Annotated in this window: 21 protein-coding genes, 1 other RNA gene and 1 pseudogene; 15 read left to right on the top strand and 8 right to left on the bottom strand. The window is 52.9% G+C overall.

Annotation, left to right across the window (positions count from 1 at the left end; all coding sequences use genetic code 11):
- Positions 1 to 44 precede the first annotated feature (44 nt).
- The 6 genes from clpX to FN037_RS06385 all read left to right on the top strand — a co-directional run bounded on the left by clpX (position 45) and on the right by FN037_RS06385 (position 7,452).
- Positions 45 to 1,319 (top strand): ATP-dependent protease ATP-binding subunit ClpX, encoded by a 1,275-nt coding sequence (gene clpX / locus FN037_RS06410; protein WP_138358087.1) that lies wholly within the window; start codon positions 45 to 47, stop codon positions 1,317 to 1,319.
- A 182-nt stretch (positions 1,320 to 1,501) separates the two neighbouring features.
- A complete protein-coding gene (lon, locus tag FN037_RS06405) occupies positions 1,502 to 3,856 on the top strand; it encodes an endopeptidase La (RefSeq protein WP_138358085.1) in 2,355 nt (784 codons plus the stop codon).
- Between the two features lie 208 nt (positions 3,857 to 4,064).
- The gene (gene hupB / locus FN037_RS06400; RefSeq protein WP_002444653.1) at positions 4,065 to 4,337 is read left to right on the top strand and encodes a nucleoid-associated protein HU-beta; all 273 of its coding nucleotides are present in this window, start codon (positions 4,065 to 4,067) and stop codon (positions 4,335 to 4,337) included.
- 213 nt (positions 4,338 to 4,550) lie between these two features.
- Entirely contained in the window at positions 4,551 to 6,425 is a 1,875-nt protein-coding gene (gene ppiD, locus FN037_RS06395; RefSeq protein ID WP_142501765.1) for a peptidylprolyl isomerase, read from the top strand.
- A 149-nt stretch (positions 6,426 to 6,574) separates the two neighbouring features.
- Complete coding sequence (locus tag FN037_RS06390; RefSeq protein ID WP_138358081.1) at positions 6,575 to 6,943, top strand: helix-hairpin-helix domain-containing protein; 369 nt, start codon at positions 6,575 to 6,577, stop codon at positions 6,941 to 6,943.
- 110 nt (positions 6,944 to 7,053) lie between these two features.
- Positions 7,054 to 7,452: a YbgC/FadM family acyl-CoA thioesterase gene (locus tag FN037_RS06385; RefSeq protein ID WP_142501764.1), complete on the top strand. Its 399-nt coding sequence runs from the start codon at positions 7,054 to 7,056 to the stop codon at positions 7,450 to 7,452.
- A 108-nt stretch (positions 7,453 to 7,560) separates the two neighbouring features.
- On the opposite strand, the gene queC is transcribed toward FN037_RS06385, so the two are convergent.
- A complete protein-coding gene (gene queC, locus FN037_RS06380; RefSeq protein ID WP_142501763.1) occupies positions 7,561 to 8,256 on the bottom strand; it encodes a 7-cyano-7-deazaguanine synthase QueC in 696 nt (231 codons plus the stop codon).
- Between the two features lie 157 nt (positions 8,257 to 8,413).
- Positions 8,414 to 9,466 (bottom strand): PLP-dependent cysteine synthase family protein, encoded by a 1,053-nt coding sequence (locus FN037_RS06375; RefSeq protein WP_138358075.1) that lies wholly within the window; start codon positions 9,464 to 9,466, stop codon positions 8,414 to 8,416.
- A gap of 115 nt (positions 9,467 to 9,581) precedes the next feature.
- On the opposite strand from FN037_RS06375, the gene FN037_RS06370 reads away from it, so the two are divergent.
- The 5 genes from FN037_RS06370 (at position 9,582) to amtB (ending at position 15,529) form a co-directional block, all read left to right on the top strand.
- Positions 9,582 to 10,040, top strand: coding sequence for an Lrp/AsnC family transcriptional regulator (locus tag FN037_RS06370; RefSeq protein WP_138358073.1), 459 nt, complete (start codon positions 9,582 to 9,584; stop codon positions 10,038 to 10,040).
- A 42-nt stretch (positions 10,041 to 10,082) separates the two neighbouring features.
- A complete protein-coding gene (locus FN037_RS06365) occupies positions 10,083 to 11,855 on the top strand; it encodes a SmdA family multidrug ABC transporter permease/ATP-binding protein (RefSeq protein ID WP_142501762.1) in 1,773 nt (590 codons plus the stop codon).
- Complete coding sequence (locus FN037_RS06360; RefSeq protein ID WP_142501761.1) at positions 11,848 to 13,626, top strand: SmdB family multidrug efflux ABC transporter permease/ATP-binding protein; 1,779 nt, start codon at positions 11,848 to 11,850, stop codon at positions 13,624 to 13,626. The genes FN037_RS06365 and FN037_RS06360 overlap by 8 nt, the downstream gene beginning before the upstream one ends.
- 244 nt (positions 13,627 to 13,870) lie before the next feature.
- Positions 13,871 to 14,209 (top strand): P-II family nitrogen regulator, encoded by a 339-nt coding sequence (glnK, locus tag FN037_RS06350; protein ID WP_008503304.1) that lies wholly within the window; start codon positions 13,871 to 13,873, stop codon positions 14,207 to 14,209.
- 33 nt (positions 14,210 to 14,242) lie between these two features.
- Complete coding sequence (gene amtB / locus FN037_RS06345) at positions 14,243 to 15,529, top strand: ammonium transporter AmtB (protein WP_171034786.1); 1,287 nt, start codon at positions 14,243 to 14,245, stop codon at positions 15,527 to 15,529.
- 53 nt (positions 15,530 to 15,582) lie between these two features.
- On the opposite strand, the gene tesB is transcribed toward amtB, so the two are convergent.
- On the bottom strand, positions 15,583 to 16,446 hold the full coding sequence (gene tesB, locus FN037_RS06340; protein ID WP_138358067.1) for an acyl-CoA thioesterase II: 864 nt from the start codon (positions 16,444 to 16,446) through the stop codon (positions 15,583 to 15,585).
- A gap of 220 nt (positions 16,447 to 16,666) precedes the next feature.
- Here tesB and FN037_RS06335 point away from each other — a divergent pair, with 220 nt between their 5' ends.
- A complete protein-coding gene (locus FN037_RS06335) occupies positions 16,667 to 17,179 on the top strand; it encodes a YbaY family lipoprotein (protein WP_142501760.1) in 513 nt (170 codons plus the stop codon).
- Positions 17,180 to 17,216: 37 nt separating this feature from the next.
- Here FN037_RS06335 and FN037_RS06330 read toward each other — a convergent pair whose 3' ends face one another.
- The gene (locus FN037_RS06330) at positions 17,217 to 17,528 is read right to left on the bottom strand and encodes an MGMT family protein (RefSeq protein ID WP_142501759.1); all 312 of its coding nucleotides are present in this window, start codon (positions 17,526 to 17,528) and stop codon (positions 17,217 to 17,219) included.
- Positions 17,529 to 17,794: 266 nt separating this feature from the next.
- Here FN037_RS06330 and ffs point away from each other — a divergent pair.
- Positions 17,795 to 17,891, top strand: an RNA gene (ffs, locus tag FN037_RS06325) — signal recognition particle sRNA small type.
- Positions 17,892 to 18,085: 194 nt separating this feature from the next.
- Here the strand turns inward: ffs and FN037_RS06320 are convergent.
- Both FN037_RS06320 and FN037_RS06315 read right to left on the bottom strand, forming a co-directional pair.
- The gene (locus FN037_RS06320) at positions 18,086 to 19,021 is read right to left on the bottom strand and encodes a LysR family transcriptional regulator (RefSeq protein WP_142501758.1); all 936 of its coding nucleotides are present in this window, start codon (positions 19,019 to 19,021) and stop codon (positions 18,086 to 18,088) included.
- Between the two features lie 194 nt (positions 19,022 to 19,215).
- Positions 19,216 to 19,530 (bottom strand): annotated as a pseudogene (locus FN037_RS06315) (sorbosone dehydrogenase family protein); the annotation flags it as partial.
- A 424-nt stretch (positions 19,531 to 19,954) separates the two neighbouring features.
- Here FN037_RS06315 and FN037_RS06310 point away from each other — a divergent pair.
- Positions 19,955 to 20,857 carry an NAD(P)-dependent oxidoreductase gene (locus tag FN037_RS06310; protein ID WP_142501757.1) on the top strand — a complete coding sequence of 301 codons (903 nt, stop codon included), beginning with the start codon at positions 19,955 to 19,957 and terminating at the stop codon, positions 20,855 to 20,857.
- 177 nt (positions 20,858 to 21,034) lie between these two features.
- Here FN037_RS06310 and FN037_RS06305 read toward each other — a convergent pair whose 3' ends face one another.
- Entirely contained in the window at positions 21,035 to 21,580 is a 546-nt protein-coding gene (locus FN037_RS06305) for a flavin reductase family protein (RefSeq protein WP_142501756.1), read from the bottom strand.
- 182 nt (positions 21,581 to 21,762) lie between these two features.
- On the opposite strand from FN037_RS06305, the gene FN037_RS06300 reads away from it, so the two are divergent.
- Complete coding sequence (locus FN037_RS06300; RefSeq protein WP_138358055.1) at positions 21,763 to 22,479, top strand: GntR family transcriptional regulator; 717 nt, start codon at positions 21,763 to 21,765, stop codon at positions 22,477 to 22,479.
- On the opposite strand, the gene FN037_RS06295 is transcribed toward FN037_RS06300, so the two are convergent.
- Positions 22,480 to 23,679, bottom strand: a complete 1,200-nt coding sequence (locus FN037_RS06295; RefSeq protein WP_142501755.1) for an enolase C-terminal domain-like protein — start codon at positions 23,677 to 23,679, stop codon at positions 22,480 to 22,482. It abuts the gene before it with no gap.
- Positions 23,680 to 23,774 lie beyond the last annotated feature (95 nt).

The following is a 23,774-nucleotide window of genomic DNA, read 5'->3' as shown; positions in this document are numbered from 1 at the left end:
GTCGTTGTGTGCGGCACAAAGAACTTAATAAGGGGTTTGGACTCATGACAGATAAACGCAAAGATGGTTCGGGCAAACTGTTGTACTGCTCTTTTTGCGGCAAGAGCCAGCATGAAGTGCGTAAGCTAATCGCCGGGCCATCCGTGTATATCTGCGACGAATGTGTTGATTTATGTAACGACATCATTCGCGAAGAGATTAAAGAAGTTGCGCCGCATCGTGAGCGCAGCGCATTGCCGACTCCGCACGAAATTCGCCATCATCTGGACGATTACGTTATCGGTCAGGAACCGGCGAAAAAAGTGCTGGCAGTGGCGGTATATAACCACTATAAACGCCTGCGTAACGGTGATACCAGCAACGGTGTTGAACTGGGCAAAAGCAACATTTTGCTGATCGGGCCGACCGGCTCCGGTAAAACGTTACTGGCGGAAACGCTGGCGCGTCTGCTGGATGTTCCGTTCACCATGGCTGATGCGACTACGCTGACCGAAGCGGGTTATGTGGGTGAGGATGTCGAAAACATCATCCAGAAGCTGCTGCAGAAGTGTGATTACGACGTACAGAAAGCCCAGCGCGGTATCGTCTATATTGATGAGATTGACAAAATTTCCCGTAAATCGGATAACCCGTCGATCACCCGCGATGTTTCTGGCGAAGGCGTCCAGCAGGCGTTGTTGAAGCTTATTGAAGGCACCGTGGCCGCGGTTCCGCCGCAGGGGGGCCGCAAGCATCCGCAGCAGGAGTTCCTGCAGGTTGACACCTCTAAGATCCTGTTTATCTGCGGCGGCGCGTTTGCCGGTCTGGATAAGGTCATTTCCCACCGTGTCGAAACCGGTTCTGGTATTGGTTTCGGCGCGACGGTTAAGGCTAAGTCCGATAAAGCCAGCGAGGGCGAACTGCTGTCACAGGTTGAGCCGGAGGATCTGATCAAATTTGGTTTGATTCCTGAGTTTATTGGTCGTCTGCCGGTGGTGGCAACCCTGAACGAACTGAGCGAAGACGCGTTGATTCAGATCCTCAAAGAGCCGAAAAACGCGCTGACCAAGCAGTATCAGGCGTTGTTTAATCTGGAAGGGGTCGAGCTGGAGTTCCGTGACGAAGCGCTGGACGCTATCGCTAAGAAAGCAATGGCGCGTAAAACCGGCGCACGTGGCCTGCGTTCTATTGTTGAAGCCGCGCTGCTTGATACCATGTACGATCTGCCGTCAATGGAAGATGTCGAAAAAGTGGTCATCGACGCTTCGGTTATTGATGGACAAAGCAAGCCGCTGCTGATTTACGGCAAACCGGAAGCACAGCAGGCTTCTGGTGAATAATTAGCCAGTTCGCTCAAGCAGTTAACAAAAAGGGGGGATTTTATCTCCCCTTTTATTTTTCCTGCATTCCCGCCGTTGAATGTATGGAATACATCCCCATATACTGCTTACATATTAACGGCGGCGCGTGATGGAATTGCGTCGTCGTCTACCTGGCGGACTTTAAACTAAGAGAGAGCTCTATGAATCCTGAGCGTTCTGAACGCATTGAAATCCCCGTATTGCCGTTGCGCGATGTGGTGGTTTATCCGCACATGGTCATACCCCTGTTTGTTGGGCGGGAAAAATCTATCCGTTGTCTCGAAGCGGCCATGGACCATGATAAAAAAATCATGCTGGTTGCGCAGAAAGAAGCGTCGACGGATGAGCCGGGTGTAAACGATCTTTTCACCGTCGGGACCGTGGCCTCTATTTTGCAAATGCTGAAGCTGCCGGACGGTACTGTTAAAGTGCTGGTGGAAGGCTTGCAGCGTGCGCGTATTTCAGCGCTGTCTGATAATGGCGAACATTTTTCCGCCAAAGCGGAATATCTTGAATCGCCGACGATTGACGAACGCGAGCAAGAAGTGCTGGTTCGTACTGCTATCAGCCAGTTTGAAGGCTACATCAAGCTGAACAAAAAAATTCCGCCGGAAGTGCTGACCTCACTGAATAGCATTGACGATCCGGCACGCCTGGCCGATACCATCGCTGCACATATGCCGCTGAAGCTGGCGGACAAACAGTCCGTTCTGGAAATGTCCGACGTTAATGAGCGTCTGGAATATCTGATGGCGATGATGGAATCAGAAATCGATCTGCTACAGGTTGAGAAGCGCATTCGCAACCGTGTGAAAAAGCAGATGGAAAAATCTCAGCGCGAGTACTATCTGAATGAGCAAATGAAAGCCATTCAAAAAGAACTCGGCGAGATGGATGACGCGCCGGATGAGAACGAAGCGCTGAAGCGTAAGATCGATGCGGCAAAAATGCCGAAAGAGGCCAAAGAGAAAACCGAAGCGGAACTGCAAAAACTGAAAATGATGTCTCCGATGTCGGCGGAAGCAACCGTCGTTCGCGGTTACATCGACTGGATGGTTCAGGTACCGTGGAATGCCCGCAGTAAAGTGAAAAAAGATCTGCGCCAGGCTCAGGAGATCCTTGATACTGACCATTACGGTCTGGAACGTGTGAAAGATCGCATCCTTGAATACCTCGCAGTGCAGAGTCGTGTTAACAAGCTCAAAGGGCCGATTCTGTGCCTGGTAGGGCCTCCGGGCGTGGGTAAAACCTCTCTGGGCCAGTCCATCGCCAAAGCAACCGGGCGTAAGTATGTGCGTATGGCGCTGGGCGGCGTGCGCGATGAGGCGGAAATCCGCGGTCACCGTCGGACCTATATTGGTTCGATGCCGGGCAAACTGATCCAGAAAATGGCGAAAGTGGGGGTTAAAAACCCGCTGTTTCTGCTTGATGAGATCGACAAAATGTCGTCGGATATGCGCGGCGATCCGGCCTCGGCGCTACTGGAAGTTTTGGATCCGGAACAGAACGTGGCCTTTAACGATCACTATCTGGAAGTGGATTACGATCTCAGCGATGTGATGTTTGTGGCGACGTCCAACTCCATGAACATCCCGGCGCCGCTGCTGGACCGTATGGAAGTGATTCGTCTCTCCGGCTACACCGAGGATGAAAAGCTGAACATCGCTAAACGTCACCTGCTGTCGAAACAGATTGAGCGTAATGCGCTGAAGAAAGGTGAACTGACGGTGGACGATAGCGCGATTATCAGCATCATTCGTTACTACACCCGAGAAGCGGGCGTGCGTGGTCTGGAACGCGAAATTTCGAAACTGTGCCGCAAAGCGGTGAAACAGCTGCTGCTGGATAAGTCGCTGAAACACATCGAGATTAACGGTGACAATCTGCATGACTACCTCGGCGTACAGCGCTATGACTATGGGCGCGCGGATAGCGAAAACCGCGTGGGTCAGGTCACTGGCCTGGCATGGACGGAAGTGGGGGGCGATCTGCTGACCATTGAAACCGCCTGCGTTCCGGGTAAAGGTAAGCTGACTTATACCGGTTCACTGGGCGAGGTTATGCAGGAGTCGATTCAGGCCGCGCTGACCGTGGTGCGTTCACGGGCGGACAAGCTGGGAATTAACTCAGACTTTTACGAAAAACGTGATATTCACGTTCACGTACCGGAAGGGGCGACGCCGAAAGATGGTCCAAGCGCCGGTATTGCAATGTGCACCGCGCTGGTTTCTTGTCTGACCGGCAATCCGGTGCGCGCTGATGTGGCAATGACCGGGGAAATTACCCTGCGTGGCCAGGTATTGCCTATTGGTGGTCTGAAGGAAAAACTGCTTGCCGCACATCGCGGTGGCATTAAGACTGTTCTGATTCCTGATGAAAATAAGCGTGACCTTGAAGAAATTCCGGAAAACGTTATTGCCGATTTAGATATCCATCCGGTGAAACGAATCGAGGAAGTTCTGACACTTGCGTTGCAGAACGCGCCGTTTGGTATGGAAGCTGTCACGGTTAAATAGTGATTTTGCGCAAAGAGCGCTAAGAAAAATAGGGCTGGTAAGTAAATTCGTACTTGCCAGCCTTTTTTTGTCTCGCTAACTTAGATTGCTGGCAGGGGGGTCAATTACAACTCTGTTGTAAGGGCATGACAGTCCTGATATAACTGCTGCGCGGTCGCATCACGAAGGATTCTGGTGCGATATAAATTATAAAGAGAGGAAGAGAACAGTGAATAAATCTCAACTGATTGACAAAATTGCTGCCGGCGCGGACATTTCTAAAGCCGCAGCTGGACGTGCGTTAGATGCTTTAATCGCTTCTGTTACTGAATCTCTGCAGGCTGGGGATGACGTTGCGCTGGTAGGGTTTGGTACTTTTGCTGTTAAAGAACGCGCTGCCCGTACCGGTCGCAATCCGCAAACAGGTAAAGAAATCACTATTGCAGCCGCTAAAGTACCGGGTTTCCGTGCCGGTAAAGCGCTGAAAGACGCGGTAAACTGATCGATTTCCCCATTGGGGTCTGTGACGAAGTACAAGGGCGCATCGCGAGATGTGCCTTTTTTATTTGCCAGAATGCGACTTTATGTGAGTTTATACGCAGTTGTGGGCTGACAATCACCCCGTTTTCTTGTCAAAATACGTCCTCACGCGCGGCGGCTATCGCATGCTATGCTGCGCGAGCAAAAGTCATCTACAGCGGAGCGTTGTTACACCATGATGGACAACCTACGCACGGCCGCCAATAGCGTCGTGCTTAAGATTATTTTCGGTATCATTATCGTCTCGTTCATTTTGACTGGGGTGAGTGGTTACCTGATTGGCGGTAGTAACAACTATGCCGCGAAAGTGAACGGCCAGGAAATTGGTCGAACCCAATTTGAAAATGCCGTCGCCAGCGAGCGTAATCGTATGCAGCAGCAGCTTGGCGATCGCTTCTCGGAGCTGGCGGGTAATGAAAATTACATGAAAGCGATGCGTCAACAGGTGCTGAACCGTCTGATTGACGAGGCGCTGCTCGACCAGTATGCCCGTAAACTTGGCCTTAGCATCAGTGACGAGCAGGTTAAGCAGGCTATCTTTCAGACCCAGGCTTTTCAGTCGAACGGTAAATTTGATAACGAGCGCTTTAGCGGTATCGTTAATCAGATGGGGATGACCACGGACCAGTATGCGCAGGCCCTGCGCAATCAGTTGACGACTCAGCAACTGATTAACGCTGTTGCCGGTACCGACTTTATGCTGCCGGGAGAGTCTGACCAACTGGTGGCGCTGGTTTCACAACAGCGCGTGGTGCGTGAAGCGACTATCGACGTAAATGCGCTGGCAGCGAAACAAACTGCCACTGACGATGAAATCAACGCATATTACCAGCAGAATCAGGCGCATTTTATGGCGCCTGAGCAGTTCCGCGTGAGTTACATCGAGATGGATGCCGCGAACATGCAGGAAAACGTTTCGGACGAAGAAATTCAGGCATGGTATGACCAGCATCAGGATCAGTTCACTCAGCCGCAGCGTAACCGCTATAGCGTCATCCAGACCAAAACCGAAGCGGATGCGCAGGCGGTGCTTGATGCGCTGAAAAAAGGCGCTGACTTTGCCACTTTAGCGAAAGAAAAATCAACCGACATTATCTCTGCGCGTAACGGCGGTGATATGGGGTGGCTGGACGATGCGGCAACCGTACCTGAGCTGAAAAACGCAGGTCTGAAAGAAAAAGGTCAGATCTCCGGCGTCATTAAATCTTCGGTTGGCTTCCTGGTGGCGCGTCTTGATGACGTTCAGGCGGCGAAAGTTAAACCGCTGTCTGAGGTTCGTACTGAGATCGCGGCGAAGGTGAAACAGGAAAAAGCGCTGGACGCCTACTATGCGTTGCAGCAGAAAGTCAGCGATGCGGCGAGCAACGATAACGAATCTCTGGCAAGTGCCGCCCAGGTTGCAGGCCTGAAAGTTGTTGAAACCGGCTGGTTTGGTCGTGATAACCTGCCGTCGGCGCTGAATTTCAAACCGGTTGCTGACGCTATCTTCAACGGTGGTCTGGTTGGTGAAAATGGTGCGCCCGGCAGCAACTCCGATATCATCACCGTTGACGGTGACCGTGCGTTTGTTCTGCGCATCAGCGAACATAAACCGGAAGCGGTAAAACCGCTGGCGGACGTCAAATCACAGGTAAGCGATATCGTTAAGCACAATAAGGCGGAGCAGCAGGCGAAGCTGGATGCTGATAAGCTGCTGACGGCCCTGAAAGCGGGCAAAGGCGACGACGCGATGAAAGCCGCAGGTCTGGCCTTTGGCGCGCCGCAGACGCTGTCACGCACCGGTCAGGACGTCCTGAGCCAGTCTGTCTTTGCACTGCCGCTGCCGCAGTCGGGCAAACCGAGCTATGGTGTCGGCACTGATATGCAGGGTAACGTGGTTCTGTTGGCGCTGGACGACGTGAAAGCGGGTACGATGCCCGAAGAGCAGAAAAAAACGATGATTCAGGGGATCACTCAGAATAATGCGCAGATCGCTTTCGAAGCGTTGATGAGTAACCTGCGTAAAGCCGCGAAAATTAAGTTCGGTGACATCATCAATCAGCAACAATAATTGCGTGTCTGCTTGGTAAAAGCCAGTAACGTGATGTAATTCTCAAAGGCCGCTTTCGCGGCCTTTTCCATTTCTGTTTTTTGCCTTTTGTACTCTTTTCCCCTCGTCGATATCGTGGCTCTGCTGTCTACAAACAAGGAGATAACAGCATGAAACGAGGAGTTAAAACCCTTATTGCCGCTGCCGTACTGGTTTGTGCGGCGGGAAGCCAGATAGCACAGGCGGCACCTTCCGCTGGCAAGGCACCGTCAATAACGAAAGAAAGTGTACCGTCGCCACCGGTGAAGGCTTCTGAGGCGTTAAGCGCGACCAACCGGGAAGGGAACCGGGTCAGTATTAATAGTGCCAGCGCTGAAGAGCTGTCGCGGGCTTTGAATGGCGTTGGCCTGAAGAAGGCACAGGCCATCGTGAGTTACCGGGAAGAATATGGGCCATTTAAAACCGTGGATGATTTAAAACAGGTACCTGGTATGGGCAACGCGCTGGTGGAGAGAAATCTGTCACACCTGAAGCTGTAATTTTTCAGCGTATGTTTGCACAGTGGTAAATATTTGCCAGACTGAAGAGGTCACATAGGTGGTGTGACCTCTGACCTCAATACAACAATTAAAGACAAGGCATTTACGCTATGCAGACACAAATCAAAGTTCGTGGCTATCATCTGGATGTTTATCAGCACGTGAATAATGCGCGCTATCTGGAATTTCTCGAAGAGGCGCGCTGGGAGGGGCTGGAAAACAGCTCGGGCTTCCAGTGGATGAGCGCGCACAACATCGCCTTTGTGGTGGTGAATATTAATATTAACTACCGTCGCCCTGCCGTGCTGAGCGATCTGCTGACCGTCACCAGTCAGGTGCAGCAGTTAAACGGGAAGAGCGGGATTTTAAGCCAGGTCATTACGCTTGAGCCGGAAGGGCAGGTTGTGGTGGACGCGCAGATTACTTTTGTCTGTATTGATTTGAAAACGCAGAAAGCCTTGCCGCTGGAAGGTGAGTTGCGCGAGAAACTGGAGCAGATGGTGAAGTAATGGAAAGTTGCCTGATGGCGCTTTGCTTATCAGGCCTACGGGCGACATTGACCCGGGTGAATGTCGCCAGACCGGATAAGGTGCGTGTACCGCCATCCGGCAAAACGATCACTTTAACCCGGTTTTGTGCTTCATTGCCGCCATCACTGCCGGTTTATCCGCCAGATAATGGTTCAGACCGTTGGCGCGCAGATTACAGGCGGCGCATTGACCACAGCCGTCTCCCTTAATGCCGTTATAGCAGGTCAGGGTTTCGATGCGCACCAGATCTAACTGGCCCCAGTAATCGGCTAATGCCCAGGTCTCGGCTTTGTTGAGCCACATCAGCGGCGTCTCAAAGCGAATATCTTTCGCCATTCCGAGGCTGACCGCATGGTGCAGCGCTTTCACGAACTCGTCACGGCAGTCCGGGTAGCCGGAAAAGTCGGTTTCGCAAACGCCGGTAATAATGGCTTCCGCTTTAACCTGATAAGCATAAATTGCTGTCAGCGTTAAAAACAGGATGTTGCGTCCGGGTACGAAGGTGTTGGGGATCCCGCTGGCGTCCGGCTTGTAGTCCGGTACCGGAATGCTGTCGCGCGTCAGACTGCTGACGGCCAGTTCATTAAGCAAGGTGACATCCAGCACTTTGTGAGCGACCGCACCCAGTTTCAGCGCAAGCTCGCGGGCAACGTCAATCTCCGCGCGGTGGCGTTGGCCATAATCAAAAGTGACGCAATGCACTTCGTCATACTGTTGCAGTGCCTGCACCAGGCAGGTCGTCGAATCTTGTCCTCCGCTGAAGACAACTACGGCGCGTTTCATGGTAATTCCTGACTGTTAATATGATGGGCGTATGGTAGCGCCTGATGAACGCGACGACCAGCTCTGTCGCGACGTTGCAGCCAGGAAGCACGGCGCAGGTGGAATCAAACCCACCGTGCGCGTGCGGATGGAATCTTTTGCCGCACGGAGACGATCACTATTTTACCTGCAGCATTTCCGCGATTTGCGCCTGCCACGGAGAGACATCGCCAATATTGGCCGCGACCCACTGCGGGTTGTAGTAGCTTTCCAGATAGCGTTCGCCGCTATCACACAGCAGAGTAACAATTGAGCCGGTACTGCCCTCTTCACGCATACGAACGGCCTGGTGCAGCACTCCCCACATATTGGTGCCGGTTGATGCCCCGACCTTACGTCCGAGCAGCGTTTCCAGCCACAGCGCGGTGGCGACGCTGGCGGCATCCGGCACGCGAAGCATCTCATCGACCACATCGGGGATAAATGAAGGTTCGACGCGTGGGCGGCCGATACCCTCAATTTTGCTGCCGACCGGGCTGCGGAGGCGGGTATCGCGGCTCTGCCAGTAGTCCATAAAAACCGAGTTTTGCGGGTCAACCACCATTAACCGGGTATCATAACCCTGACTGCGGATGTAGCGGCCAATGGTTGCCGAGGTTCCGCCGGTGCCTGCGCTCATGACGATACAGGAGGGCTGGGGGTGAGGTTCATGGCTCATCTGGCGGAAGATGCTGTCGGCGATATTGTTATTTCCACGCCAGTCGGTAGCGCGTTCGGCAAAGGTAAACTGATCCATATAATGACCGTTCAGTTCGCGTACCAGCGTTTCGGAAGCCGCATAGATTTCACAGGCATTGTCGACAAAGTGACAGCGGCCACCATAAAACTCAATTTGTTCAATTTTACGTCTCGCCGTACAGGAAGGCATAACGGCGATAAACGGCAGGCCTAAAAGACGGGCGAAGTATGCTTCAGAGACAGCAGTAGAACCGGAAGAGGATTCGATAATTGTCGTTCCTTCTTTAATCCAGCCGTTGCACAAACCATAGAGAAACAGGGAGCGGGCCAGGCGATGCTTCAGACTGCCGGTCGGATGGGTACTTTCATCTTTCAGGTAAAGCTGGATGCCGGGGAATGCCGGCAACGCAAGACGAATAAGATGCGTGTCGGCAGAACGCTGATAATCGGCATTAATTTCGCTAATCGCGTGTTTTACCCATGCGCTGTTCATGTTGATTTCCTGTTTGTCATTTTGTGCCCAGCTTAGCGGAAACAGAAGGAAAAATTGTTGCCATTTAACCTTTCAATTACAATGAACGGAGTAAATTTTTCTCTCGAGGTGCGCAATGTTAGATAAAATAGACCGTAAGCTGCTTTCTCTGCTGCAAAATGACTGTACCCTTTCTTTGCAGGCGCTGGCTGATGCCGTTAATCTGACCACCACGCCCTGCTGGAAGCGTCTGAAGCGGCTGGAAGACGACGGTATTCTTCGCGGGCGCGTTGCCTTGCTGGATGCGGAAAAAGTCGGGCTTGGGCTGACGGCCTTTGTGCTGATTAAGACGCAGCATCACAGTAGCGACTGGTATTGCCGCTTTGTCAGCGAGGTCAAGCAGATGGCGGAGGTTCTCGGCTTCTGGCGCATGGCGGGAGAGTATGACTATCTGCTGCGGGTGCAGGTGGCAGATATGAAGAGCTACGATGATTTTTATAAACGTCTGGTGAATAGCGTGCCAGGGCTCTCGGATGTCACTTCGAGTTTTGCGATGGAACAGATAAAATACACCACAGCCTTGCCTATTGATTAACGGCTTCTGCCGCCACGAATTACACATTCAGGATTTAACCGCTTGCGATTATTTGTTCAACTTAGCTGGTATTTTCGCCGGGAGTGGCGCCGTTATTTCGGAGCCGTTACTCTGCTGATTATCATTGCCATTCTCCAGTTGGTGCCGCCAAAAGTGGTGGGCATCGTGGTTGATGGCGTCACGAAACAACACGACACCACAGAAAAGGTATGGATGTGGATCGTCCTGCTGATCGTTATTGCGGTGATGGTCTATCTGCTGCGCTATGTCTGGCGCGTTCTGCTGTTTGGCGCCTCTTATCAACTGGCTATAGAGCTACGCGAGGATTTCTATCGCCAGCTTAGTCGTCAGCATCCGGCTTTTTATCTGCGCCACCGTACCGGCGATCTGATTGCCCGCGCAACAAATGATGTTGATCGGGTGGTTTTTGCTGCCGGCGAAGGGGTGTTGACGCTGGTGGATTCCCTGGTCATGGGCTGTGCGGTGCTGATTGTGATGTCGACGCAGATCAGCTGGCAGTTAACCTTGCTGTCGCTGCTGCCGATGCCAATTATGGCGCTGGCGATCAAGCGCAATGGCGAGGTGTTACATGAGCGCTTTCGCGTGGCGCAGGCGGCATTTTCCAGCCTGAACGATCGTACTCAGGAGAGCCTGACCAGTATTCGCATGATCAAAGCCTTTGGCCTTGAAGACCGGCAATCGGCGCAGTTTGCCGCCGATGCCGCGGATACCGGGGCGAAAAATATGCGCGTGGCGCGCATTGACGCCCGCTTTGATCCCACGATTTATCTCGCCATAGGTACTGCCAACCTGCTGGCGATCGGCGGCGGTAGTTGGATGGTTTTGCAGGGCAGCATGACCCTTGGGCAGCTTACCAGCTTTGTGATGTATCTCGGCCTGATGATTTGGCCAATGCTGGCGCTGGCGTGGATGTTTAACATAGTCGAGCGCGGCAGCGCGGCCTATGCGCGGATTCGTACCATGCTGGAAGAGGCGCCGGTCGTTAACGACGGCAGAGAACCCGCGGCGGAAGGGCGGGGTGTACTCAGCTTCGCTGTTCATAAATTTATCTATCCACAGGCCAATCGTGCCGCTCTGGAAAAGGTCAATTTTACGCTGCAGCCCGGGCAGAGACTGGGCATTTGCGGGCCGACCGGTTCCGGCAAGAGCACTATACTGGCATTGCTTCAGCGTCATTTTGACGTGACTGAAGGTGACATCCGCTTCCACAATGTTCCTCTGACCCGGCTACAACTGGATAGCTGGCGTGCCCGACTGGCGGTGGTCAACCAAACGCCATTTTTGTTTTCCGATACTGTCGCCAGAAACATTGCGCTCGGCAAACCGGAGGCGACGCAGGCGCAAATTGAGCATGTCGCGCGGCTTGCCTGCGTGCATGAAGATATCCTGCGTTTGCCGCAGGGATATAACACCGAAGTCGGTGAGCGCGGCGTGATGCTTTCCGGCGGGCAGAAACAGCGCATTTCCATTGCCCGCGCGCTACTGCTGGAGGCGGAGATTCTGATTCTTGATGATGCGCTGTCGGCGGTGGACGGCCGCACGGAACACCAGATTTTGCATAATTTGTCGCAGTGGGGGGAGGGGCGGACGCTGATCATCTGCGCCCATCGCCTGTCGGCGTTGACGGAAGCCAGCGAGATCCTCGTGATGCAGCATGGGCATGTCGCCCAGCGTGGTCGCCATGAGGCTCTGAGCGCACAGCCGGGCTGGTATCGCGAGATGTACCGTTATCAACAGCTGGAAGCGGCGCTGGATGATGTGCCACAAGAACCAGAGGAGGTCGCTGGTGCGTAGTTTTACTGAACTCTGGCCGACGTTAAAGCGCCTGCTGGCTTATGGTTCTCCGTGGCGCAAACCGTTAATGATCGCGGTTATCATCATGTGGGTTGCGGCGATAGCGGAAGTGAGCGGTCCGCTGTTGATTAGTTACTTTATTGATAACATGGTCGCGAAACATGCGTTGCCGCTGAAGTTAGTGTGCGGCCTCGCCGCCGCCTACATTGGCTTGCAAATGCTTGCTGCAATTTTGCATTACTGTCAGGCACTGCTGTTTAATCGGGCCGCGGTCGGCGTGGTGCAGCAGTTGCGGAGCGACGTGATGGATGCCGCGCTGCGTCAGCCGCTTAGTGAGTTTGATACCCAGCCGGTCGGGCAGCTTATCTCACGGGTGACTAACGATACGGAAGTGATTCGTGATCTGTACGTCACCGTTGTGGCTACCGTATTGCGTAGCGCTGCTTTGATTGGCGCGATGCTGGTGGCGATGTTTAGCCTCGACTGGCGGATGGCGCTGGTGGCTATTGCCATCTTCCCCGCGGTGCTGAGCGTGATGATGATTTATCAGCGCTACAGCACGCCAATCGTCAGACGCGTCCGCAGTTGGCTGGCGGATATTAACGACGGTTTTAATGAAGTGATTAACGGCATGGGGGTTATTCAGCAGTTCCGCCAGCAGGCGCGGTTCGGCGAGCGGATGCGTGAAGCCAGCTACGCGCACTATCTGGCGCGTATGCAAACGCTGCGCCTCGATGGCTTCCTGTTGCGTCCGTTGCTGAGTTTATTCTCTTCATTAATTCTCTGCGGTTTGTTGATGCTGTTTGCTTTTAGTCGCAGCGGAATGATTGAGGTCGGGGTGCTGTACGCCTTTATTAGCTATCTTGGGCGCCTGAACGAGCCGCTTATTGAGTTGACAACTCAGCAGTCGATGCTGCAGCAGGCGGTCGTCGCGGGGGAGCGGGTCTTCGAACTGATGGACAAACCGCGCCAGGCCTGGGGCGAGGATAACGAACCGTTGCGGAGTGGAGAGATCAGTATCGAACATCTCTCTTTTGCCTATCGCGACGATAGCCTGGTGTTGCAGGACATCAATCTCACTATCCCGTCGCGCAGTTTTGTGGCGCTGGTCGGCCACACCGGTAGCGGTAAAAGCACTCTGGCGAGCCTGATGATGGGATACTATCCGTTAACTCAGGGAGAGATTTGTATCGATGGTCGTCCGCTTCCTTCATTAAGCCACCGTGCACTACGCCAGGGGATTGCGATGGTGCAGCAGGATCCGGTCGTGCTGGCGGATACCTTCTATGCTAACGTCACGCTTGGCCGCGATATCAGCGAAGCTCAGGTCTGGGACGCGCTGGAAGCGGTGCAACTGGCAGGGCTGGCTCGTGAAATGGATGGCGGGCTTTATACGCAGTTGGGCGAGCAGGGGAATAACCTCTCTGTCGGTCAGAAGCAGTTACTGGCGCTGGCTCGCGTGCTGGTCGATACGCCGCAGGTGCTGATCCTTGATGAGGCGACGGCCAATATTGACTCCGGGACCGAGCAAGCGATTCAGCAGGCGCTGGCGCGGGTGCGTGAGCACACGACGCTGGTGGTGATTGCGCACCGCTTATCGACCATCGTCGAGGCTGATACGATTCTGGTATTGCATCGCGGTCAGGCCGTAGAGCGCGGGAGCCATCAGCAACTGCTGGCGGCTAAAGGCCGTTACTGGCAGATGTATCAGTTGCAATTAGCGGGCGAAGAGCTGGCGGCCAGCGCCCAGGAAGCGTCGCTTATTGCCTGATGCACTATAAGCAGGCAGCCTCTGCATTGTGGTTTAATCTGGTGCAAGAATGTCACATATTGCGCACTGAAATGGTGCGATTTTAGTTGGTGGCGGCGTTTTGTCGCTTCGTTTCAGCAGAGTTACTCTTTTTCCTCCGCATTCAAGGGCCGCTTAGCGGCCCTTTTTCATTTCTGGCATAGCCTTTGCTTTATTCCCTGCGTGTTAGCTGCGGCCATTACCGAATTCTGACTGGAGGGGACTTATGAAACTGGTTACCGTGGTAATCAAACCATTCAAACTGGAAGACGTGCGTGAAGCATTATCTTCAATGGGTATTCAGGGCCTCACGGTCACTGAAGTTAAAGGGTTCGGCCGTCAGAAAGGCCACGCGGAGCTTTATCGCGGTGCCGAATACAGCGTTAATTTTCTTCCTAAAGTGAAGATTGACGTTGCGATTGCTGACGATCAGCTTGATGAAGTCATTGATGTCATTAGCAAAGCGGCTTACACCGGAAAGATTGGCGACGGCAAAATCTTTGTCGCCGAGCTGCAGCGCGTCATTCGCATTCGTACCGGCGAATCTGACGAAGCGGCACTGTAAATTTCAGAGCACACAGTGATGGGGAACGAAACAATGAAGATAGCAACAATGAAAACAGGTCTGGGAGCTCTGGCGCTTCTTCCGGGACTGGCGATGGCCGCTCCGGCAGTAGCTGATAAGGCCGACAACGCTTTTATGATGATTTGCACCGCGCTGGTGCTTTTTATGACCATTCCGGGAATTGCGCTGTTCTATGGTGGCTTGATCCGCAGTAAAAACGTTCTTTCTATGCTGACCCAGGTCATTGTGACCTTTGCTCTGGTCTGCGTGTTGTGGGTGGTTTATGGCTATACCCTGGCTTTCAGCACAGGCGGTAGCTTCTTCGGCAACTTCGACTGGGTACTGCTGAAGAATATTGAGTTAAAAGCGCTGATGGGCAGCTTCTATCAATATATTCATGTTGCTTTCCAGGGCTCTTTCGCCTGTATTACCGTCGGCCTGATTGTCGGTTCGCTGGCTGAACGTATCCGCTTCTCCGCGGTGCTGATTTTCGTCGTGGTATGGTTGACCCTCTCTTATGTGCCGATTGCGCATATGGTATGGGGCGGCGGCTTGCTGGCGACGCACGGCGCGCTTGATTTCGCGGGCGGTACGGTTGTACACATCAACGCCGCGGTTGCCGGACTGGTGGGTGCCTACATGATGGGCAAACGCGTTGGCTTTGGCAAAGAAGCGTTCAAACCGCATAATCTGCCGATGGTCTTCACCGGTACCGCTATTCTCTATGTTGGCTGGTTTGGCTTCAACGCCGGTTCAGCTAGCGCGGCGAACGAAATTGCCGGTCTGGCTTTCGTCAACACCGTAGTAGCAACGGCAGCGGCCATCCTGGCGTGGACCTTCGGTGAGTGGGCGACTCGCGGTAAACCGTCTCTGCTGGGCGCATGCTCCGGGGCCATTGCGGGCCTGGTCGGTATCACTCCAGCGTGTGGCTACATCGGTGTTGGCGCCTCTCTGATTGTGGGTATCGCGGCGGGCCTGGCGGGTCTGTGGGGCGTAACCGTGCTGAAACGTTGGTTGCGTGTTGACGATCCGTGCGATGTGTTCGGCGTACACGGCGTTTGCGGTATTGTCGGTTGTATCCTGACCGGTATCTTTGCTGCGGCCTCTCTGGGCGGCGTGGGTTATGCGGAAGGTGTGACCATGGGCCATCAGGTGCTGGTACAGCTGGAAAGTATTGCGCTCACTATCGTCTGGTCCGGTGTTGTTGCCTTTATTGGTTACAAAGTTGCCGATATGACCGTAGGTTTGCGCGTACCGGAAGACCAGGAACGCGAAGGTCTGGATGTGAACAGCCATGGCGAAAACGCCTACAATGCCTGATCAATAACGTATTTCCATGCACAACAGAGCCTCCCCAGGGAGGCTCTGTTTTTTTATGCGTTACGGTTACGTATCACGCCTTCCTGCACTGCCGATGCGACCAGCGTGCCATCCTGAGCGTAGAACTCACCGCGGACAAAACCCCGCGCGCTAGAGGCGGAGGTGCTTTCAACGCTGTAAAGCAGCCATTCGTTGATGTCGAACGGGCGATGGAACCACATTGAGTGATCGATAGTGGCAACCTGCATTCCTGGCTCCAGAAAACCGACGCCATGCGGCTGCAGCGCCACAGGCAGGAAGTTAAAGTCAGAAGCGTAGCCCAGCAGATACTGGTGAATACGGCGATCTTCCGGCACCGCCCCGTTGGCGCGGAGCCATACCTGGCGAGCTGGCTCTGCAACGTGGCCTTTCAGCGGGTTATGAAATTCAACCGGACGAATTTCCAGTGGTTTATCGCAGAGAAATTTATCTTTAACCTGCGGTGGCAAGAGGTGGGCCAGCTTACGGGCGATATCCGTTTCAGAGGGTAAGGTGTCCGGGGCGGGCACCGTGGGCATCGTTTTTTGATGTTCGTAGCCAGGTTCCGGGGCCTGAAAAGACGCGGTCATATAGAAAATAGGCTTGCCGTTCTGAATGGCCGCAACCCGGCGGGCGCTAAAGCTATTACCGTCGCGCAGGACTTCAACGTCATAGACGATAGGTTTCTGACTGTCCCCGGGACGCAGAAAGTAGCTGTGGAACGAGTGAACCAGACGTTCCGCCGGGACGGTCTCTTTGGCTGCATAGAGTGCCTGACCTACCACCTGGCCGCCAAAGACCTGGCGCAATCCCAGATCCTCGCTCTGCCCGCGGAATAGCCCTTCTTCAATTTTTTCCAGATTTAATAATCCCAGCAGATTGGTTAGTGCCTGACTCATAGTGACCCTCAATCAATGGTGGCTGCCGTGCGCAGCGCGTTATTGAGGCAAAGTATAACCTGGAATCGTAAGTGGTCCGATGGGTGCAAGAATCTGAATATGGGCTCATTTCCAGGAAGAGAACTGAGATCTGTGCCACACTTATTCACGATGCTCATGTCCTGTTCCTGATCCTGGCAGGATGTGCTCCTGTTATATAAGGGATAAAAAGGAGAAAAGAATGAAAATTGCCTATATGCTAAGCGCGTTAGCCGTGGCGGCGACGTTATCTGCCTGTGCGAATAATCACGGCAGCAATACAGCGAACCAGACGGCGGCACCCGATCCTTATGGCATTGCCTCTCTAAGCTCCTCGCAGCAACAACCTAATGTCTCAGGGACCATCAACATTCGACATCGCGTGGCATTACCGCCGGATGCTGTATTGACCGTGACCTTATCGGATGCGTCCCTGGCTGATGCGCCCGCGCGCGTCCTGTCGCAAAAAGCGGTCAGGACGGAAGGAAAGCAGGCGCCGTTTAACTTTGTATTGCCTTATAACCCGGCGGACATTAAGCCCAACGCACGCATTCTGTTAAGTGCCGCGATTACCGTTAATGGCCAGTTGATGTTTATCACTGATACGGTGCAGACAGTGATTAACCAGGGCGGTAATCGTGCCGATCTGCATTTGATACCGGTCCAGCAAACGGCGGTACCAATGGCTAATGACGCTGTGCCTGCCGCGCAATAATCACGACCATGCCCCTCTCCGGGGCATTTATTTACCTTTAATAAATCCAGCGATAGTGTTGCAGGTCGATATGGCCACTACCGGAAACCTGTACGCCCTCCGCCAACAGCGCCTGGCGTTGGCGCTGTAGATCGGGGCCGGTGAGGGAGATATCGCCATGACGGTTAACCACGCGATGCCAGGGAAGCGTGGACCCTTCCGGCAGCCGCTTTAACACACCTCCCACCTGGCGTGCCGCACGCGGCGAACCTGCCAGATGCGCAATATCGCCGTAGGTGGCAACGTAGCCTTCTGGAATCGAGGCCACTATCTGCCAGACCCGCTGGGGGAAAGTATCGTGAGAATTCATGCTACATCCTGTTGCCGGAAAGATTCAGAATAAGCGTTAGATGACCGCCTGTACAGATAGCGGATGAAGCCGCAGGCTTTTGGCCGCGCGATATCCTCAAGGCGTCTTTGCCTGTATCGGGGCGTACGGACAAAGGGTTTCTACAGTGTTCATTTCTCTCCTTTGTGCAATAAACCAGCAGCTAATCGGCGGTAGCTTGCAATTCACCGGGCCAGCAGGGATAATGCGCCAGCGCGTCAGGTCACTGGCGCTCTCAATGGGGGCCCTGTTGGTTCTCCCGCAACGCTACTCTGTTTACCAGGTCAGGTCCGGAAGGAAGCAGCCAGAGCAGACGACGTGTGTGCCGGGATGTAGCTGGCAGGGCCCCCACCCATTTGTGCTAACGACACCTCAATGGTTAAAACGCTTGTCTCTTTGCATTGATTTGCGAGTGATATGCCGTTTGCTGTCTCCCGCAAATCAGCGTGATATTCGGGGGTTTCCCTTCTTATGCAGGTTAACGAATGCCTTTGTCTGTTTTTGGGTTAACGTGGTTAACAGACTCATAAGTCATACCCTTACTTTCGCTCCCAGTAGGGCGGTATTCCCACCTTTTCGACCATAAAGTCGATAAAGGTTCGGACCTTACGTGGCAATATTCGCTTCTGCGGATAGAGTATCCAGATAGCGGTTTCAGCAGGGAACATACTGAATTCCCAGTCAGGAAAGACCCGTTGAATGTCGCCTTTTCTCTCTGCTTCATGGGACAACCAGTCCGGTAAAATGGCAATTCCCGCATGATTGCAGCAGGCATAAAGCATTGCGGCGCTGTCGCTGACGCTGAGACGATAATGTACAGGTATCCGTCGCCATGCGTCCGTTGAGCCGACTTTACGCGTAAACCACCCTGAACCATGCAGTCGCGAAAACATCACAGTAGCGATCTCTTCTTGCCTGTCGTTGTTGGTCCCGGGAGTTGCTGAAGGGGTGTTCTTTGCAATCCACTGTGGGCTGGCCCAGGCTGAACGCGTTTGTGAGGCCAGCCTTCGGGCATGAATGGATGAGTCAGGCAATACGCCAATACGGATGCTTAAGTCGATACGGGATTCAATCAGATCTTGTATTTCATCATTGAAGCTGATATCCAGCGTAACGTTAGGGTGTAAGCGAAGAAACTCATCAACAAATGGCATAACATGCAATCGGCCAAATGTGCTGGGAACGCTAATGCGTAGCAGGCCGGAAGGGTGTTTATCCATCGCGGTCGTTAAATGACGCGCTTCTTCCCACTGTAGTAACAATTGTTGAGCGTGTGAGTAGAAAAAATCCCCTGTTTCCGTCAACGTTAACCCACGAGTAGACCGGTTAAATAGCGTGACATGTAAGTACTCTTCTAAATCAGAAATATGGCGGGAAGCAGTTGATACTTCGATATTTAATGCTTTGGCCGCAGCACTAAAGCTTTTAAGGTCCGCGGCGCTGACAAAGGTTCTGATTGCAGCTAAATGGTTCATCGAATTTTACGTCTCTTTTATGATGAATGCCTGTTCAGTAACCCACTCATGGCGAAGGCGCTTAATAATAATCGACTTGACTTTATTGCTCATCATTTTTTTCGTCCGTGGCTGTCCTGATATTTATTGGCGTGACTGGCGATGTATAAAAAGGGCTTCCCTGAATGCGAGAAGCCGAATGATAAGAACGGATATTATTTTGCGGTTACCCGCCAGACAGTATTGCCAACATCATCGGCGATAATTAATGCGCCCTGATTGTCCTGTGCGAGCCCCACGGGTGCGCCATACAGTTCTTTTTCATCTTCGGAGACAAAGCCACTAATAATACTTTCAGGTTTACCAACGGGCTTGCCTTCTTTAAATGCGATGAAACTGACGTTATAACCGTTAAGCGGCGAACGGTCCCAGCTACCGTGCTCACTGATGAATACGCCACCCTGGTATTTTTGCGGCAACATCCCGCCAGTATAAAACAACATGCCTAATGGCGCGACGTGGGAACTAAGGCGCCTTGTCTTTGACACAGGCAATAAAAAAACCATAAGGTATCGGGTTGAGAAAATTATAAAAGATGGTCGCAAGGATATTGCACCGTTTGGGAGCGTTATCACTCATTATTCATTCCTCGTCAGGGAGAGTGGGTACGAAGTGTGTTGATACTGTTTTTAGCCACATACATACGGGTGAATTGCAGCAGGGTAAATAACCCGATACGTTATTGGTTATTCACATTAAAAACGCGAAGTGATTATACATTTTGTTAACAGGTTCGATATGTCAAAATATGGAAATCAGTTTTGCATAAATCGCCATACCTTATAATGTTACACTCCGTTATGGTGGTATTCACCTAATCCAGTTACATAGCGTTAATCAGGGTATAACCGGAAACACTACGGAATTACATTGATGTAAGCAGGAGAAAATGTCATGAACTTACCTGTTGTTGCCGTCCTTGGACTCGGTGCCATGGGGCATGCGTTTGCCAGTAATTTGCTAAAAAATGGGTTTACCGTCCACGGCTGGAACCGTTCGCCAGCGCGAGGTGAGGATTTGCTTGCCAGTGGGCTCATCCGTCATGCGACACCACAGCAGGCAGTCGAGTCTGCGGAAGTGATCCTTTCCGTCCTGACGAATGCAGAAGCGACGTTAAATGTGATCCAACAGATAGCACCCGCGTGTCAGGATGGGGCTATCTTTTGTCAAATGGGCACTATTGGCGTAGAGGAAACCAAAGAGGCGGCAAACCTGCTGGAATCACTACGTCCTTCCCTGACTTATCTCGACGCCCCCGTATCGGGTACTAAAAAACCGGCAGAAAATGCGCAAATTCTGGTGCTCGCCAGCGGCGCTCGTACGCGTTGTATGGCGGCTGAGTGCGTGTTTTCTGCGATTGCCCGGCGAACTCAATGGTTTGGAGGCGTAGGGAGTAGTCAAAAAATGAAGCTCGTCCTCAATACGTGGCTGATTATGATGATGCAGGGCGTTGCCGAGAGTACTTTACTGGCGGCAAAATTAGGTTTTACCCCTGCTGAGTTTTGGCAGGCGCTGGATGGTGGGCCACTGGCGGCACCGTATGTGAAAGCTAAACTGGAGATGATCGCGGAAAATCGTTTCCCACCGCAAATGCAGCTCAGTCATGCGCTGAAAGATGCGAATCTGGCACTTGATGCCGCAGGAGAAATCGAGCTCCCCATTCTGACAAAAATTGCCGATTGCTGGGACGATGCGGCAGATAATGGTTATTCAGACCTGGATCTGGCATCGATTTACCTCTGGCTTGCGAAACACTCTCACTTCGGCTCGCAAACTGCTTTATCAGAAGAGGTATGACGGGAACAGTTATGATAAGACCGTTCAGGGGCCCCACGCATTTATGGGCAATCGCGGGTAGCGAATGACCAAAATAGCGATCGTTTCCCGGACGCCTGCATAGTTCAAAAGCTGTCAGGTCCCTGAACTTAGTGATGCCGCTGTGGCCCAATATCCCCTTTGCCGGACGAATAACGCTCAGGATACTTTGGTAAATAATGCCTGGCGGTCGATAATGTCGCCATCCGTGCGAAACAGACCACCTCCGGTGTAGTGCAGGGTTTGCGGCCATGTCGGCTGGGGGGTCACCCGCGCGGCGACCACTTCAAAAATAAAGAAATTGTAGCTATCGATCATCGCGTCATCGTACAAACGGCATTCGAAATTGCCGTGACATTCGGCAATGGACGGGGCGCTAACCCGCTCGCTTTTTTCCGCCGTCAGCCCAAATTCAGCGAACTTATCGATTCTGTCGCCGCTGCAGTTACCAATTCCCGCGACGATATCTGCCATCTGTGCGTCGGGTAAGTTGATCACGCACTCACCGCTCTGGCGGATCCGCTCATAGCTGAGGTTACCGGCTGAGATCATGCACCCTATCAATGACGGAGTGAACTCGAGAATAGTATGCCAGCCCAGCGTCATAATATTGTTTTTACCCTGCCAGTGGCTGCTGACGAGCACGACCGGGCCGGGTTCCAGCCAGTGACGCACATCATGCAGGGGCCAGGATTGCTTTTTCATCGCGCTATCTCCATGAGTAAGCCTGTTTAAAAGATAGCAAATCCAGAGGATTATCTGGTTACTTTCTGCGCGCTGCGCAACAGGGCGTTGACAGCGCTTTACGGCACGGCCTGCTCTGTTTGATACTGGGAAAACAAACCTTCAAATGCGATAACACGCATTTCGTTCAGGAATGAATAAGGATGAAGAAAAAAGAGTTTGTCACTCAGGATCTGTTAAGCAAAATTTATCAAAGCAGTGAATCCGGGCCGCGCAAACTCCCTCCCGAAAGACAGCTGGCGGAAGAGTATGGTGTCTCCCGTTTTACCATTCGTCAGGCGATTGAAAAGCTGGCCAGCATTGGCGTCGTGCGGGTTGTGCAAGGGTCTGGGATCTGGATTAACGAGCAGGCGCGCAACAATCCGCTGGTCTACAATTCTATCACTGAAAAACGCTTCGATCAGATCCGCTTTCGGCTGGTCAGTCTGCATAAAAAACGTCCCGATCGCGATGAACAACAGATCTTTGGACTGACGGATGACAGTTTTATCTGGCAATTCTGTCGGCTGCGCTTTGTGGATGAAGAGGCTGTGCAAATTGAAATATCGCGCATGCCTGCCGCGGATTTCGCCGATCTGAATCAGCAAATCATCGAGAGCTCATTGCAGCAGTATGTCCTGAGAAAGGGATATCAGATTTCGCACATGCTGACGACCTATCGTGCGGTTGCTGTCAGTCGTGAGCAGGCGGCGCTGCTGGGCTGCAAGAAAGGCAGCCCGGCTATGCACATCAGTAATCGCGGGATTCTGGAAGGGGGTAGAGTGTATGAAATCAGCGATATCATTGATATCCACTACACCTGTACCTATGTGATTCCGCATAACCGGGCAAACCTCGCCTTCCGCCGGGGCGAGGCCTGATTACGGTGTGTGGATTGCGCCATCCGGCAGACGGCTTTGCGTCCACTCGTGCGGGCGGTAAACGACCGGGTAGCGTGCGCCTTCCTCCGCATTGAACGTTACGCCGATGCCCGGCGTTTGCGGCGCATAGATAAAACCGTCTTTCGCCACCGGCGCGCCGGGAAAAACGTTGTTGGTTTCCACTGAACAGGGAATGTATTCCTGGATCGCCGCGTTATGCAGATGAATATTCAGATGCGTGTTAACCGCGACCCCAATGGGAGACATATCGCCAGGACCATGCCAGGCAAGGCGTACACCAAAGGCCTGGCACAGCACGGCCAGTTTTAGTGCCGGAGTGATGCCGCCGATTTGCGAAATATGGCAGCGAATAAAATCGATGCGCCTGTTTACCACCAGTTCATGCCATTCCGCCGGGTTATTAAAAAGCTCTCCCATCGCCAGCGGAACACAGCTTTGCTGACGCACTTGCTCAAGCCAGGCACTCTGCTGCGGCGGCAAAATATCTTCAATAAAATACGGCTGATAGGGCTCCAGCAGCTTCGCCAGTTGTATTGCCTGCTGCGGGAAGAGGCGTTCGTGTACATCATGCAAAATTTGCAGACCAGAACCATACTTTTCCCGTAGCGCTCTGAACATGGCGACGGTATTGTCCATATATTCGTGCTGATCGAACCAGGCGCCGGGCGTTGGGTTTTCCGGAGTATGCAGTTGCGTCGGTGTCCCGCCGTAAAAACCTAACTGACAGCGAACATGACGATAGCCTTGTTCGCGCAGGTGGTCTACGCGGGCAAAGAGCGCTTCCAGCGTTTCACCGCTGGCATGGCTGTAGGCGGCAATGGCATCCCGGGATTGCCCGCCAAGCAACTGATAAAGCGGCATGCCTGCCAGTTGGCCTTTAATATCCCACAGCGCCATATCCACGCCGGATATCGCATTATTTATCACCGGACCGTTTCGCCAGTAGGCGTTAACGTTCATCATCTGCCAGAGATCTTCGATATGATTCGCGTCGCGCCCGATCAACAGCGGTTTCAGATACTCATCAACCATGGTTTTGACCGCCAGCGGACGCTGCTGGAAGGTTGCGCAGCCGTGGCCAGTAAGACCTTTGTCGGTGCTAACCCGCACGGTAATCAGGTTATGTCTGTCCGGGCGAGTGATAAAGCATTCGATATTTTGAATGATGGTTGGCGTCACTGGGAGACTCCTTTACAGCGAAGTGATGTGCCGATAGGGGTATTATCATCTCCTTAATTTTGTACTGTGGTAAACCTTTTTTTAATAAAAATTTT

Source organism: Klebsiella sp. 2680 (genome assembly GCF_900198535.1).
In the GTDB taxonomy this organism is placed as follows: Bacteria; Pseudomonadota; Gammaproteobacteria; order Enterobacterales; family Enterobacteriaceae; genus Klebsiella; species Klebsiella indica.
This window is presented reverse-complemented; position numbering and strand designations above follow the sequence as displayed.

Bases quoted from the DNA above. Each gene is read 5' to 3' on its own strand.
- clpX (WP_138358087.1), top strand. From the start codon at position 45: ATGACAGATAAACGCAAAGATGGTTCGGGCAAACTGTTGTACTGCTCT.
- lon (WP_138358085.1), top strand. From the start codon at position 1,502: ATGAATCCTGAGCGTTCTGAACGCATTGAAATCCCCGTATTGCCGTTG.
- ppiD (WP_142501765.1), top strand. From the start codon at position 4,551: ATGATGGACAACCTACGCACGGCCGCCAATAGCGTCGTGCTTAAGATT.
- FN037_RS06390 (WP_138358081.1), top strand. From the start codon at position 6,575: ATGAAACGAGGAGTTAAAACCCTTATTGCCGCTGCCGTACTGGTTTGT.
- FN037_RS06385 (WP_142501764.1), top strand. From the start codon at position 7,054: ATGCAGACACAAATCAAAGTTCGTGGCTATCATCTGGATGTTTATCAG.
- queC (WP_142501763.1), bottom strand. From the start codon at position 8,256: ATGAAACGCGCCGTAGTTGTCTTCAGCGGAGGACAAGATTCGACGACC.
- FN037_RS06375 (WP_138358075.1), bottom strand. From the start codon at position 9,466: ATGAACAGCGCATGGGTAAAACACGCGATTAGCGAAATTAATGCCGAT.
- FN037_RS06370 (WP_138358073.1), top strand. From the start codon at position 9,582: ATGTTAGATAAAATAGACCGTAAGCTGCTTTCTCTGCTGCAAAATGAC.
- glnK (WP_008503304.1), top strand. From the start codon at position 13,871: ATGAAACTGGTTACCGTGGTAATCAAACCATTCAAACTGGAAGACGTG.
- amtB (WP_171034786.1), top strand. From the start codon at position 14,243: ATGAAGATAGCAACAATGAAAACAGGTCTGGGAGCTCTGGCGCTTCTT.
- tesB (WP_138358067.1), bottom strand. From the start codon at position 16,446: ATGAGTCAGGCACTAACCAATCTGCTGGGATTATTAAATCTGGAAAAA.
- FN037_RS06335 (WP_142501760.1), top strand. From the start codon at position 16,667: ATGAAAATTGCCTATATGCTAAGCGCGTTAGCCGTGGCGGCGACGTTA.
- FN037_RS06330 (WP_142501759.1), bottom strand. From the start codon at position 17,528: ATGAATTCTCACGATACTTTCCCCCAGCGGGTCTGGCAGATAGTGGCC.
- FN037_RS06320 (WP_142501758.1), bottom strand. From the start codon at position 19,021: ATGAACCATTTAGCTGCAATCAGAACCTTTGTCAGCGCCGCGGACCTT.
- FN037_RS06310 (WP_142501757.1), top strand. From the start codon at position 19,955: ATGAACTTACCTGTTGTTGCCGTCCTTGGACTCGGTGCCATGGGGCAT.
- FN037_RS06305 (WP_142501756.1), bottom strand. From the start codon at position 21,580: ATGAAAAAGCAATCCTGGCCCCTGCATGATGTGCGTCACTGGCTGGAA.
- FN037_RS06300 (WP_138358055.1), top strand. From the start codon at position 21,763: ATGAAGAAAAAAGAGTTTGTCACTCAGGATCTGTTAAGCAAAATTTAT.